At 57.3% G+C, this 13,119-nt stretch carries 10 protein-coding genes and 3 pseudogenes; 6 read left to right on the forward strand and 7 right to left on the reverse strand.

Translation table 11 applies throughout. The features are described from left to right. Positions 1 to 7: 7 nt before the first annotated feature. The 6 genes and pseudogenes from nifD to AMK02_RS24590 form a co-directional block, all read right to left on the reverse strand. The gene (nifD, locus tag AMK02_RS24570) at positions 8 to 1,510 is read right to left on the reverse strand and encodes a nitrogenase molybdenum-iron protein alpha chain (RefSeq protein WP_010023084.1); all 1,503 of its coding nucleotides are present in this window, start codon (positions 1,508 to 1,510) and stop codon (positions 8 to 10) included. Between the two features lie 107 nt (positions 1,511 to 1,617). Then, positions 1,618 to 2,511 (reverse strand): nitrogenase iron protein, encoded by an 894-nt coding sequence (nifH, locus tag AMK02_RS24575; protein WP_004675840.1) that lies wholly within the window; start codon positions 2,509 to 2,511, stop codon positions 1,618 to 1,620. Between the two features lie 419 nt (positions 2,512 to 2,930). After that, positions 2,931 to 3,143: pseudogene (locus AMK02_RS30650) on the reverse strand (integrase core domain-containing protein); the annotation flags it as partial. Between the two features lies 1 nt (position 3,144). Beyond that, positions 3,145 to 3,387, reverse strand: a pseudogene (locus AMK02_RS24580) (nuclear transport factor 2 family protein); the annotation flags it as partial. 204 nt (positions 3,388 to 3,591) lie between these two features. After that, positions 3,592 to 3,846, reverse strand: coding sequence for a ferredoxin (locus AMK02_RS24585; protein ID WP_004678571.1), 255 nt, complete (start codon positions 3,844 to 3,846; stop codon positions 3,592 to 3,594). 20 nt (positions 3,847 to 3,866) lie between these two features. Then, entirely contained in the window at positions 3,867 to 5,045 is a 1,179-nt protein-coding gene (locus AMK02_RS24590) for a cytochrome P450 (RefSeq protein ID WP_010009913.1), read from the reverse strand. Positions 5,046 to 5,351: 306 nt separating this feature from the next. Between AMK02_RS24590 and AMK02_RS31920 the strand changes: the two genes are divergently transcribed. Both AMK02_RS31920 and AMK02_RS24595 read left to right on the forward strand, forming a co-directional pair. Beyond that, entirely contained in the window at positions 5,352 to 5,525 is a 174-nt protein-coding gene (locus AMK02_RS31920; RefSeq protein ID WP_010009909.1) for a hypothetical protein, read from the forward strand. A gap of 596 nt (positions 5,526 to 6,121) precedes the next feature. Further along, entirely contained in the window at positions 6,122 to 6,838 is a 717-nt protein-coding gene (locus tag AMK02_RS24595) for a Crp/Fnr family transcriptional regulator (protein WP_010009905.1), read from the forward strand. On the opposite strand, the pseudogene AMK02_RS31440 reads toward AMK02_RS24595, so the two are convergent. After that, positions 6,828 to 6,917: pseudogene (locus AMK02_RS31440) on the reverse strand (L,D-transpeptidase); the annotation flags it as partial. The gene AMK02_RS24595 and the pseudogene AMK02_RS31440 overlap by 11 nt on opposite strands. Before the next feature lie 803 nt (positions 6,918 to 7,720). Between AMK02_RS31440 and AMK02_RS24600 the strand changes: the two are divergent. The 4 genes from AMK02_RS24600 to nifS all read left to right on the forward strand — a co-directional run bounded on the left by AMK02_RS24600 (position 7,721) and on the right by nifS (position 12,800). Next, a complete protein-coding gene (locus tag AMK02_RS24600) occupies positions 7,721 to 8,260 on the forward strand; it encodes a peroxiredoxin (protein ID WP_004678566.1) in 540 nt (179 codons plus the stop codon). Positions 8,261 to 8,335: 75 nt separating this feature from the next. Then, positions 8,336 to 9,787, forward strand: a complete 1,452-nt coding sequence (rpoN, locus tag AMK02_RS24605; RefSeq protein ID WP_011053429.1) for an RNA polymerase factor sigma-54 — start codon at positions 8,336 to 8,338, stop codon at positions 9,785 to 9,787. 529 nt (positions 9,788 to 10,316) lie between these two features. Next, complete coding sequence (locus AMK02_RS24610; RefSeq protein ID WP_009995752.1) at positions 10,317 to 10,634, forward strand: HesB/IscA family protein; 318 nt, start codon at positions 10,317 to 10,319, stop codon at positions 10,632 to 10,634. A gap of 969 nt (positions 10,635 to 11,603) precedes the next feature. Further along, a complete protein-coding gene (gene nifS, locus AMK02_RS24615; RefSeq protein WP_012489549.1) occupies positions 11,604 to 12,800 on the forward strand; it encodes a cysteine desulfurase NifS in 1,197 nt (398 codons plus the stop codon). Positions 12,801 to 13,119: the final 319 nt, after the last annotated feature.

Here is a 13,119-nt window from a genome sequence, read left to right on the forward strand (position 1 = left end):
CAGGCTCTCATTCGGCCGCAACCGCCTCAGCTGGCGCGGCCTCTTTTTTCCAGGGGACGTCGTAGAGATCCCACACCGGATTATTGATGGCCAGATCCATGTCGCGGGCGAATATGGCGAAGCCGTCATAGCCGTGATACGGGCCGGAATAATCCCAGGAGTGCATCTGGCGGAAGGGGATGCCCATCTTCTGCACCGGATACTTCTCTTTAATGCCGGACCCAACAAGGTCGGGGCGGATGCCTTCGATGAACTTTTCCAGCTCGTAACCGGTCACGTCGTCATAGATCAGCGTACCCTTGTTCACATAATGGCCGGTGCGCTGATAGTCGTCGTTGTGGGCGAACTCGTAGCCGGTGCCGACGATCCGCATGCCGAGGTCCTCATAGGCCGTGATGACGTGGCGAGGACGCAGGCCGCCGACATAGAGCATCACCGTCTTGCCTTCGAGGCGCGGCCGGTACTTGTCGACGACAGCATCGACCAGGGGCCGGTACTTGGTGATGACAGCCTCGGTCTTGTCGACGATTTCCGGACCGAAGTGCTTGGCTATTTCGCGCAGGGAGGTTTCGATCTGGGACGGACCAAAGAAATTGTATTCCATCCACGGGATGCCGTATTTTTCCTCCATGTGCCGACAGATGTAGTTCATCGAGCGGTAGCAGTGGATGAGGTTCAGCTTGGCCTTTGGCGCGCGCTCGACCTCAGCGAGCGTGGCATCACCCGACCAGTTGCCGACCACGCGCAGCCCCACCTCCTCCAATAGAATGCGCGTAGCCCACGCGTCGCCACCGATATTGTAGTCGCCGACGACGTTGACATCGTAAGGGCCGGTCTCAAACTCGACTTCGTTCTTGTCGAAAACCCAGTCACGGATGGCGTCGTTGGCGATGTGGTGGCCGAGCGATTGCGAGACGCCGCGGAAGCCCTCGCAGCGTACCGGCACGATCGTCTTTTCGTGCTCCTTGGCCTTCTTGCGCGACACCGCCTCAATGTCGTCGCCAATCAGCCCGATCGGGCATTCCGACTGCACGCTGATGCCGTTGTTGAGGGGGAAAAGCTCCTCGATCTCGTCGATGACCTGTTCAAGCTTCTTGTCGCCGCCGAACACGATGTCCTTTTCCTGGAAGTCTGAGGTGAACTGCAGCGTCACGAACGTGTCGATGCCCGTCAGGCCGACGTAGTAGTTGCGGCGTTGCGACCAGGAATAATGACCGCAACCGACCGGCCCGTGCGAGATGTGGACCATGTCCTTGACCGGCCCCCATACCACGCCTTTGGAACCGGCATAGGCGCAGCCGCGGATCGTCATCACGCCCGGAATGGACTTGATGTTCGATTTGACGTCGCATTCGGAAAGGGCCTTCGGCTCATCGCCAGGCTCGTCGCCGCTCGTTGCGACGCTGAGGTGCTTCTTGCGGCGCTTCGCCGCCTTGTCTGGATATTGCGCTAATACTTCCGCAATGAGCTGTTCATGCAAAACGCTGTCATTCTCGTAATCAAGGCTCATGGGCCCCTGCCCCCTTTCAAGGTTCGGGTTAGGTCGTCGTCGCCGAAGCGGCTTTCTTGGAAGGACGCGCTGGCGCAAGGGCCAGCGCGTCCTGTCGACAGCGGCAGTTATTGAGCCGCAACCACCGCTGACTCCTTGGCCTGTAGTTCGGCCAGCATCTGCTCGTCGCTCTTCATGATGCCGAAGTCGAGCAGCATGTCTTCGAGCTCTTCCATGGTAATCGGGGTCGGAATGGTCCCTTGGCCCGAATTGGCATGGATCTTCTCGGCTAGCGCCCGATATTCCCCGGCCTGCTTGGAGTCCGGCGCGTACTGGATCACCGTCATCTTCCTGAGCTCGGCGTGCTGGACGATGTTGTCACGCGGCACAAAGTGGATGAGCTTGGAATTGAGCCTGGCAGCCAGCGCCTCGGAGAGGTCGAGCTCGCGGTCCGTCTGGCGCTCGTTACAGATCAGGCCGCCGAGCCGCACGCCGCCGGAATGGGCATATTTCAGGATGCCCTTGGCGATGTTGTTGGCGGCATAGAGCGCCATCATCTCGCCGGACATCACGATGTAGATCTCCTGGGCCTTGTTCTCACGGATCGGCATCGCAAAGCCACCGCACACCACATCGCCGAGCACGTCATAGGAGACGTAGTCGACATCGTCATATGCACCGTTCTCTTCAAGGAAATTGATCGAGGTGATGACGCCGCGCCCGGCGCAGCCGACGCCCGGTTCCGGACCGCCGGACTCCACGCACTTGATGCCTTTGTAGCCGGCCTTGAGCACGTCCTCGAGCTCAAGGTCTTCCACCGAACCTTCCTGCGCTGCCAGATGCAGAACCGTGTCCTGTGCTTTGGCGTTCAGGATCAGCCGGGTGGAGTCGGCTTTCGGGTCGCATCCGACGATCAGGATCTTCTGCCCGAGGTCGACAAGCGCTGCGAGCGTATTTTGGGAGGTGGTGGACTTGCCGATCCCCCCTTTGCCGTAAAATGCGATTTGACGCAAATCTGACATATCGCCTTCCTTCTTTCGTTCCATCCATCGCTGAGTAAAAGGCAGGCAGCTCGCGCCGCCTCGCATGGCAATCTTCAAAACCCGTGCCATGTGGGCCGATCGAGCCAAAGGAAAGATCTTTTTGTTGGGTTTCAGAAAGTTACTCCGAACCACCACAGGAAACTGCCAAACAAACCTAATGTCGCCGATCAGACAAAGCCGACAGACGGTGTCGTGATGGCATCACTTGCACCGCTAGGTCGACCGCGACTATCAGCAGGACAACGGATCCGAAAACTGGAGACAATCGCACCCAGCTCCCAATCGAAAAATGTTGAAGCTTTCGATCCTGACCTGCCGCTGACGGCGATTAGAGCCTCGGCGGTCTTGAACCGCTCCCAAACGTTGGACCACCGGATGCTAGAGTTTTCCGGCTTCATTCAGGGAGGCGGGCTGGTTGCGCCTCCCGAATTCACCAACGAGATCGGCGCCTTGTTGCCGATCGCACCATGAGGTCTTTCCTCATTGTAGTATCTACGCCAATCCTCCATCTTTTCGCGGGCATCCGCAAGGGTCAGGAACCAATGCTGGTTCAGGCATTCTGCACGGAAGCGGCCATTGAACGCTTCGATGAAAGCATTATCAGTCGGCTTTGAACTCAATCAGAATGTTCGTGATTTGATGGATGTTGCGCGGTCCCGTCTTGAAGACACCAAGGGCGAACTCGATGAAGCCCTCGGCCGAACCGGAATAGGTCCCGTGATTGTCACGTGCATCGGGCCAGTAGGAACTGCGCAGCGCCCTTTCATCGGCGCGGTCTATCCCGCGGCAATACCGATAGAGGCAGTCGCGGAGCGCCTCGCGGTCGAGCAATTCGGTAATTTTTTTGTGTTTCATCGCTTGTCGCACATCTGATATCGGGGCGCTTACCCATCCAGTGACGCAGCCAGCTTTCAACTGCTCGGCTGACGTAAGGAAAAACCCTCCCTCTGCTTAGGCATGCATGTAAACAACTGCCCTTAGAAGTAGACATCAATGGGAGAGCTGCGGGTAAGGTGTTTGGACAGCGACGGCGCCGTCATGCACCAGTTGCGTTGCGTTTCAACCCCCACAATGTTGGTTGAACAAAAGGCGATCGAGCAACGCATCCGAAACGCAATCTATCTCCAGCGCACGTTCAGGGCAGGATCGAGCGCCTCGCGACGCGAACAGTTCGTCCCTCTCCTCGACATCGATTGCACCGGGCAGTATGTATCCCTCGTCGTCAAGATTGAATATTTCGGGCGCTTGGGCCCAGCATCTTGCATGACCTTGGCATTTGGAAGTGTGCACTATGACGCGCATACGGTACTCCATGTCTTTCCTCCTCTCAATTATCAGGACCAGTCCAGGATCAGATTCTCCATTCCAAACACGTGGCCCCCATAGGTGATGGGCGCCGTACCATCCTTGATACGGAAGTCAGGGATGCGCGACAGCCACTCCTCCAGGCCGATGACGATCTCTCGCCGGGCAAGGTGTGATCCAAGACAGCGATGGGGACCGTACGCAAAAGCGGTGTGGCGATTGTCTTCTCGTGCCAAATCGATCGTGTTCGGATTTTCGAATTCCACCGGATCACGATTGGCAATCATCGTGGCGCAGGAAATGTAGTCCCCCTTACGGATCGGCGCGCCTTCGAAATTGATATCTTTCGTCGCCACACGGATCATCTGCACGGTCGAATAGGCGCGAAGCAGTTCTTCGGCTGCGAGCACAATTCGATCCGGTTTGCTCCGCAGCAATTCCTGTTCTGTCGGATTGCGCGCGAGATAGGCCAGGTCAAAGCCGATCGCCGTTGCCACGGTGTCCAGTCCCGCGACGAATAGAAGCACGCCTATTCCATGGATTTCCTGGTCTCTCAACAGGCGGCCGTCGACCTTTGCCTGCACGACGAAGGTCATGAAATCGTCGGCCGGTTCTTTGCGGCGCATCGCTGCAAGTTCATCGATGAACGCCAAAATTGTTCGGGCGGCTGCGGTTCGTCTGATGCCGTCGCCGTGGAGCAGGTCCTTCCCCCAGCCCACGAATGTATTGAGGCGCTCATCGGATAAGCCGAGCAAACGGAGGAAGATACTAACCGCAAAAGGAAAGGCGAAGTCCGTCAAGATGTCGCAGCTTGTGCTCGACGCGGAAATCTTGGAAATCAACGCAATCGCCCGATCACGGACCGCCGGTTCAAGCTCCATTATCCGCCTGGGCGAAAGCAGCGGATTGAGAAGTGAGCGAAACACGCTGTGAGCCGGGGGGTCGAGTTCAAGCGGGATCAGCGGCCAGTTTTCGCCAAGCGCCGAGGCGAAAAGGCTCCGATGGCTGGAAAAGGTTCCGGTGTCCTGCAGCAATTTGCGTTGGTCCTGAGCGCGAACGATGACCCAGGTACCTCGGCCATCGCGCGTATTGCAGGGAGAATAAAAGATTCTCGGTCCATTATGGAGGCAAGCGACAGCTGCGTGCGGATCCCCATTTGGCATGCGCTCCATGCCGGGCGACGTGAACAGGCTGAAGTCCTTCACCATTTCGGGAGGGACATGTTCTGGAACCCTAATGGTAGCCACTGCTTTTCTCCTGTCATCAAAGCCCCTTCGCCGAGAACGAATTCTCCTCGGAGAGGGAGCGAGCAAAATCGTTGAGCGCCAGATTTCCAATCTCAGCAGCGCGAGGCGCCAATGACATGCGATGCAGCGATCAGATCGCCGTGCGGCTCGAAATCCACGCTGCTTTGTTGGCCGAAGTCGAAATTTCTTGGATGCCTCGCCCACCCTTCCGGTCGACATCGGATTTTCACGGGTACCTCTCTTCCGGTAAATGCGTTCTGAGCACAGATGCATTTTGATTTCCTCCGCTCCATGGCGGTCACCAAAGAAACCGGCCGACAGTCCTTGCCGCCCCGCAAGAAGAACTTCAAAGTTCATGCCAATTTGATTGATTTGGCCGGAAAGAAATTTTTCAATTGCCTTTCAGCGCTTTGGCTCAAGGCAGAACTAAAGATTGGCTGATCAAGGCCGTGTCGCGTATCTAACAAAACCCGACATCAGGTGCCGGATGCCATCTATTCAGGTGCGACTTTTTTCCAGCCACCACAGCCGGGGGCCAGAGACAGCGCGACGAGTAACGAATGTCCTGATGTACTGCGATGCAGTGGGATAGCTTGAGGGTGGGTAGCTTTGAATTGTGGCATCGAGCTAGCGGCGGAATTCCGGGAACAGCTCGAAGCGTGCTACTCCTTTGTCCTGAATGTCAGTTCTACCAGCCCGACGACACCACCCTAAGAGTCGGCGGCAATCTGCCGATTGGGTGTTGCCTGACAGCAATGGGTATGGTGGCCTACCGTCCGCCGAGACGGAAGGCGATGGCCGCAGAAAGCCCGCTCAAGCGGCGGGCCGAAAATGCCGTCCGAAACAAATCCACAAACTACCCTGCCTGGCACGGCAAGAGCGTGGGTACGGAGATTTGATCTGGATCAAATCGCAATCCCGATGAAATTGATAGCCATCAAAGACGCGCTGGAAGAAATAGGGATAGCCGAAGTCGCAACGGCCGCGTGGTCGTCTCGGGCATGTCCGGCATAGGCGGTTTTCGAAGGGATCAGGACATGGACGTCGCACGCAGTGAGGTTCTCGTGATTGGCACTTCCGTCGCTTGCCGTTCCTGCCAGGCGCGGCACGGCGTCGTTTGCGGCGCCTTGTCGGCTGGCCAGCTTAGCGAACTTGGCCGCCACTCGCTGCGCCGCAAGGTCGACGCAGGCTGCGAGATCATTGCACAAGGATCGGAAAACTCTTTCTATTCGAACATCACGCGCGGCGTGGTGAAGCTCTGCAAGGTGATGTCGGACGGGCGCCAGCAGATCGTTGGCCTGCAATTCGCCCCCGATTTCGTCGGCCGCCCCTTCGTGCGCGAAAGCACGCTGTCGGCCGAGGCCGCGACCGATGCGGAGATCTGCGTGTTCCCCCGCAATTTGCTCGAACGCATGATATTGGAGACTAGGGAATTGCAGCGTAGCCTGCACGCTCAGGCGCTGAATGAGCTGGATGCCGCGCGCGAATGGATGCTGACGCTCGGCCGGCGGACCGCCGAGGAGAAGGTCGCAAGCCTGCTCCACCTCATTGCCGCCCACGCCGAGACGGCGACGAGCACTGCCTTCGATCTGCCGCTATCGCGTGCCGAGATTGCCGACTTTCTCGGGCTGACGATCGAAACCGTCAGCCGCCAGTTGACCCGGCTTCGCAAAGAGGGCGTCATCCGCATCGAGAACATCCGGCATATCACCGTGCCCGACATGGATGCGCTCGCAAAGAAAATCAGCGGGTAATTACCACCCGCGTATTGGAAAGGCCAGCCTGGCGCGCCAGCGTAAAGAACTAGGCGGCATTGTCGGGATGCAGACGGACGTGCCGGGCGCTACCACATCGAGCATTCCGGGCGAGAAAACTTCTAGTCCCGGAGCCGCCGGCTTGCAGCTCGGGATAGCCGCCGGGCAGGTGGGTGGCGTCGCCATCGGCGCCGGGCGCCCAGCAGGTCGCCAGCGAGCTGAGCGGTGAGCGGTGAGAGGAACAAAATATCAGCTCCGCGGCGACGTCAGCCGAGCAACAAATGCTCGTAGGCCAAAGGCTACATAGCGCGACCCGGGTGCCGGTCGGCATCAGCCGATCGATATTGGCGGCTGCGAGCTCTTCACGCCCCCAACCTGCGGATATCCGCCATCGTCGTCTTCTGTGACGAAATTATCGGAGCCGTTTGCGTTTCACCATTTTTCGATGCGCGGTCCGAGCCTGGCGCCCCCTTTTTGTCGGACCTCAAACTTTCTTGTGCAGTTTCAAACAAGAAAACGTGCGCGGGTAGACATACGCACGAGCAGAACCTCAAACCTCGTGACCCGCGCCTTCCCGCCGCGACCGGACTGGCGGGCAGTATGCTAAGGTTCTAAAAGGCGGCAGAGAAACCTTGATCGAGATGCGGTCGGAAGTAGCCGAAACAGCGCCCGGCCGTCAGCGCGGCACAACGGCTTCACAATTCGCTCGCCCGCACGAGCAGCGCACGAGTGCGGCGACGAAGGCCCTGTGCTGACCGCAAGTCCATCTCCTTCAGGCCAAATGGCATGACGCTTGCTTGCCCTGGCGTGTGGGCCGAGGTCGGATTCGTGTTAGCCGTGACTGAGAGGCCGCAAATAAATTTTCCTAGAGGAGCTTCATTGATGACCATGGAAAAGCAGGTCCCTATTGTCACCTTTCGCACGCGGGTTCGCGACGAGTCTATATCCGGTCCCAACCCCTACCGCTGGGAAGACAAGACGACCGACGACTATTTCAGCGGTAAGCGGGTAATCCTTTTTTCGCTGCCGGGCGCCTTCACGCCAATCTGCTCCACCTTCCAACTGCCTGATTTCGAAAGTCTTTATGTCGAGTTTAAGAAGAATGGCATTGACGACATCTACTGTCTCTCCGTCAACGATGCCTTCGTCATGAATGCTTGGGGCAAGTCTCAGGGGTTGAAAAATGTCAAGCTTATCCCGGACGGTTCGGGAGAATTCACTCGGAAAATGGGTATGCTCGTCGCCAAGGACAATCTCGGTTTCGGTCTGCGCTCCTGGCGCTACGCTGCCGTGATCAATAATGGCGTCGTGGAGGGGTGGTTCGAGGAAGAAGGCTTTGGCGACAACTGCGCGACCGATCCGTATGGCGTTTCTTCGCCGCAAAACATTTTGAAATGCCTTAAGGCCCCAGCCTTCGTATGAGCATTGAAGCCAACGACCAGCAGCTACGACTTGTCGTGCACACCTGCGCCGAATGATAGGAGTTTTGCTCGAACCATGAAGTCCTTTACAAGCCTTCATCAGCGTCAGCAGCAATCGCTGGTTATTACGCCCCAGCTCATCGCGTCTATTCGCTTGCTGCAGCTGGCGCACACCGAACTGAATCAGTTCGTGGAACAGGAAATCGAGAAGAACCCATTTCTCGACCTGGCGTCGAATGACGGCGGGGCTTCTGGCGTATCGCCAACTGCGGCGGATGATCCAAATATCAGCGCACGCGAAGACCACGTTGATGGACCGGCCAGGACGGACATGCCTGAGCTGTCTAGTCCCTGGAAATCAATCCGTGACACAGGCAACCTTTCGCCGGGGGAAAGGCCTTCCCTGGATGAGTTCGCCGCCTCAACTGAGACATTGCACGAACATGTCGCCCATCAGATCGCCCTCACTGCCTTCACACCCCAGGAGCGGCTGATTGCTGGCGCGCTTGCCGACCATCTGGATGACACTGGGTATCTGCAAGTGAACCTTCTGGAGCTAGCAGAGAGGCTAAATAGCCCTGAGGCTGGAGTGAAGCGGGTTCTTGAGGCTTTGCAGCTATTTGACCCGCCGGGCATATTTGCGCGAAGTCTGGGCGAATGCCTCGAGATTCAGTTGCGCCAACGAGACCGGTTCGACCCGGCCATGGCAGCTCTGGTCGCAAATCTCGAGTTGCTTGCGCGACGCGATTTTCGAGCACTGAAGCGACGTTGCCGGGTCGATGAAGACGACCTTCTCGATATGTTGAACGAAATTCGTGCACTTGACCCAAAGCCTGGAAACCAGTTCCAGTCCGCAAGGTCGGAATCCATCATACCCGACGTCTTCGTCCTACCCTCGCCGGGAGGCGGATGGCACGTCGAGCTTAATCGGGAGATTTTGCCCAAGGTACTGATCAACCAAACCTATTTTGCGCAAGTTACTCGCCTAACCGCCCAAAGCTCGAAAGATCAGTCATTCCTGAACGAATGCTTCCAGAGCGCGAGCTGGTTGGTTCGGAGTCTCGATCAGCGCGCCACGACGATCCTTAAGGTGGCGACCGAAATCGTGCGCCACCAGGATGTCTTTTTGGAAGATGGCATTGCTCATCTTCGCCCTCTCAATCTTAAGACCATCGCTGACGCGATCGACATGCACGAGTCCACTGTAAGTCGGGTAACGTCGAACAAATACATTCTCACGCCCCGCGGCGTGTTCGAGCTCAAGTATTTTTTCACCGTCGCGATCCCGTCCTCACAAGGCGGTGACGCGCACTCGGCCGAAGCTGTGCGCCATCAGATAAGGGCACTTATTGCCGCAGAGACGCTCCATGATGTGCTGTCCGACGATGGCATCGTTGCCAAGCTCAAGGAAACAGGCGTCGACATTGCTCGCCGCACAGTCGCCAAATATCGCGAGGCGATGAACATCCCCTCGTCCGCGCAACGCCGGCGGGAGAAACGGTTTGTACTGGCGGCCGCGGAGGGATAAGTCCTTTGTACCGTAGGTGATGCCCTTTTCCCAAAAACCGCGGAACTGAGGCACATGTGACATTGTGCTTAGTCCTCTCCATGGAGGATCGACTTCATATGGGCTGGCGACCGCAGCCTCGTCACGGGAGCTTCAAAAGTTGTTCCGGCCGCTTAAGCTGACGTTCCAGAAAAGATTAGATGTCTGTTCCATAGCCCAAGCGCTTAGGGGCTAAGCGGTTAATCACGAAAACTCGTGCAGAATTTTTATGTCGCGCAAGCGACAAATCTAGAAGCAGTTGTCGCCTCCCATTCATTTTCGCCGAACCGCTGGGATTTCGGTGCGGCGGCAACGAGAGCCTCAACCGAAAATGATAGACGGAGATACGCGGGCAGACGTTCTGGAGTTGGCGCGCTTTCGAGATCTCCGATGTTCGACGACGCAGGAATACAACACGCGGGCTGATCGAACTCTTGGCCTTCCTCACCGCTTGGCACGACGCATGCACGGTAATCCGAAAATGCGCCATCGAACAAAAAGGAATCATCCCATGATCAAGCTCACAGAGAATGCCGCCGCCATCATGAACGTAACGCTTTCCCGAGCCGAGCAGGCGGAAGGCTTTCGCATCGCGGTCGAGGCAGGTGGATGCGCCGGCTACAAATACCTGGTGGGGCTAGAAAGCGTCCAGGGCCAGGGCGACGCGGTGATCGAAACAAATGGGGTCAAGGTGTTCGTTGACGCAGACTCGCAAGCACACATCAACGGCATGACGATCGACTTCGTGACGGGACCAGAAACCTCCGGTTTTGTCTTCGACAATCCCAATGCGCACCAGAACTGCACTTGCGGCAAATCCTTCGGCTGATCACCGAGAAAGCGAGAGAGCCATGCGGAATTATTGCGAAAAGGTCATGGTTTCCTTTTTCAATCCGAAGAACGACGGCGTGCAGGAAAATCCCCTCAGCGAGACCGGGGCAGTTTCCTACGGTAGAGGGCCTGAATTGATAATTGGAGTCGATCCAACGGTGGAAGCGTTTCTGGTGACGCCGTCGTCCTTGCGTTCCAACCCAGCGACCGCCTTCTCGCCAGCGCTGGCCGAACTCATAACCCTAAAGCCCGCCGAAGCGCCTCAAACCGTCCGTCAGGAGACAGCAGGCTTTTTAAGCGGTTTGCTGCCGGAGAGAAAGGTCTGCTCATCAACGGATTATCCTGAGGCAGCAAAATTTTTTGGCGGGCATCCGGGCCAGGATTCCAAAGGAGACGCCCCCTCTGCAAGCAGTTCCGCGCCGAGGAAAGGTGAGCGAAGACGCGTGCGTGTCAAGAGGCTTGATTTCATGACCAAGTCGCTCACTTCGCTAGATCTGGCAGTAGACGGACGACACTCGTTCAAGCCGTCGAAGACGTGTCAGCGGTTTATACAATACTGGTCGTCGAAAGCCTCGTTCCGGCAGAGGAGGACGATCAGACCGTCACAACAGAAATCTGAGGCCTGGAGAAATTGGCAGGGTCGAAATGGATGTTGTAGCCGGCAATCGCGTAGGACAGGGTCTAAAAATCGCCGCAGCCTGCAACAGTTCAGTTCTCAGCGACAAGCTAAGCTGGCGACCCATCTAGTTAAGCAGCCGCGGCGAATCCAACCGTTGGAAAAGGCGCGAGCGCACAACGTTCTTCCCTTCCTACTGATGGCGGCTATGCGACGTTATCGATGCCAACAAGATCGCGTGACGCGCCATCGCACGACTCCACCCCGCGCTGCTTGCCCGAGGCTATCAAACAACAGCATGTGCAAGACGCCGCAGCATTGTCACCGCTTCCCCTCAGTCGAGATCCACCCATGAGAGCGATCTATCTCGACAATAATGCAACGACCAGAGTCGATCCTGAAGTGGTTGAAGCCATGCTGCCGTTCTTTGCGGATCAGTTTGGAAACCCTTCGTCGACGCACGCTTTTGGCTCCTCCATCCGCGAGGCGGTGAGGAAGGCGCGCCGGCAATTGCAAGCGCTGATCGGCGCCGAGTTCGATCATGAGATCGTGTTCACCTCGGGGGGGACGGAAAGCGACAATGCGGCGATCCTTTCGGCGCTGGAGGTGATGCCTGAGCGCACAGAGATCGTGACTTCCGCAGTCGAGCATTCAGCGGTGCTGACACTCTGCGGCCATCTGGAGAAGACGCGCGGCATTAAGGTACACAGGATCCCAGTGGATCGACATGGACGTCTCGATCTTGACGCCTATGAGACCGCCCTCACTCATCGTGTAGCGATTGCTTCGATCATGTGGGCGAACAACGAGACGGGAACCATTTTCCCGGTCGCTAAGCTTGCCGAGATGGCCAAGAGAATCGGTGCACTTTTCCACACCGACGCGGTCCAGGCGGTCGGCAAGGTTCCAATGGACCTCCAACCTACTGCAATCGACATGCTTTCGTTGTCCGGACACAAATTCCATGGACCAAAAGGCATTGGTGCACTCTATCTCAGGCGGGGCTTATCTTTCTCCTCACTGATCAAGGGAGGTCATCAGGAGCGCGACCGACGCGCAGGGACAGAAAATACGGCCGGGATTGTCGGTTTAGGCAAGGCTGCCGAACTCGCCCTGAAATCAATAGACGACGAGAGCACCCGATTAAAGTCGCTCCGAGATCGATTGGAGAACGGCATTGTCCAGCGTGTTCCAGGCGCCTTCGTAACCGGCGATAGGCTTAAGAGGTTGCCGAACACGGCGAACATCGCCTTTCAACGTGTCGAAGGAGACAGTATGCTCCTTCTTCTCAACCGCTATGGCATCGCCTGCTCTTCCGGCTCTGCTTGCTCCTCCGGTTCGCTGGAGCCGAGCCATGTCTTGAGGGCAATGGATATCCCTCATGCTATGGCGCACGGAACAATCCGCTTCTCGTTCTCGCGCGATAACTGTGACGAGGATGTCGACCGGGTGCTCGAAGTTTTACCGGGCATCGTTGAAAGGCTCCGGAGCCAATGCCGTTCCGGCCACGTGGCCGACACGAGCAGCCGGGTTCGTTCAGGGGAGTAGGAGCAGGCACGCTCATGAAACGGCAATTCCTTTTCACCGATACGACCTGCATGACGGCACCGGCATCGTATGAACGATCAGGTAAAAGCCGGGGCTCTCAGTCACATAGATCGCCGGTTCACCGCCCATGCGTGTTCGTGGAGGGGGCCCAGCGCCATATCATCTTAATCAATCTCTCGACACCATCGGTGGATCGCATCCGACCACCAGCCTATGCCGACTCCAGTTGCAACGCGACTGCCTTGCGCCTAGCCGCGTCGAACCACGCATTCCGTACGTTGCAGCTTAAGCTACGGGAGAACGATCTCGCGATCACCGC

Source organism: Rhizobium sp. N731 (assembly GCF_001664145.1).
Taxonomy (GTDB): Bacteria; Pseudomonadota; Alphaproteobacteria; order Rhizobiales; family Rhizobiaceae; genus Rhizobium; species Rhizobium esperanzae.

What these genes read in the sequence shown, in the direction of transcription:
- nifD (WP_010023084.1), bottom strand. Translation starts at nt 1,510, where the DNA reads ATGAGCCTTGATTACGAGAATGACAGCGTTTTGCATGAACAGCTCATT.
- nifH (WP_004675840.1), bottom strand. Translation starts at nt 2,511, where the DNA reads ATGTCAGATTTGCGTCAAATCGCATTTTACGGCAAAGGGGGGATCGGC.
- AMK02_RS24585 (WP_004678571.1), bottom strand. Translation starts at nt 3,846, where the DNA reads ATGGAGTACCGTATGCGCGTCATAGTGCACACTTCCAAATGCCAAGGT.
- AMK02_RS24590 (WP_010009913.1), bottom strand. Translation starts at nt 5,045, where the DNA reads ATGGTGAAGGACTTCAGCCTGTTCACGTCGCCCGGCATGGAGCGCATG.
- AMK02_RS31920 (WP_010009909.1), top strand. Translation starts at nt 5,352, where the DNA reads ATGCATTTTGATTTCCTCCGCTCCATGGCGGTCACCAAAGAAACCGGC.
- AMK02_RS24595 (WP_010009905.1), top strand. Translation starts at nt 6,122, where the DNA reads ATGGACGTCGCACGCAGTGAGGTTCTCGTGATTGGCACTTCCGTCGCT.
- AMK02_RS24600 (WP_004678566.1), top strand. Translation starts at nt 7,721, where the DNA reads ATGACCATGGAAAAGCAGGTCCCTATTGTCACCTTTCGCACGCGGGTT.
- rpoN (WP_011053429.1), top strand. Translation starts at nt 8,336, where the DNA reads ATGAAGTCCTTTACAAGCCTTCATCAGCGTCAGCAGCAATCGCTGGTT.
- AMK02_RS24610 (WP_009995752.1), top strand. Translation starts at nt 10,317, where the DNA reads ATGATCAAGCTCACAGAGAATGCCGCCGCCATCATGAACGTAACGCTT.
- nifS (WP_012489549.1), top strand. Translation starts at nt 11,604, where the DNA reads ATGAGAGCGATCTATCTCGACAATAATGCAACGACCAGAGTCGATCCT.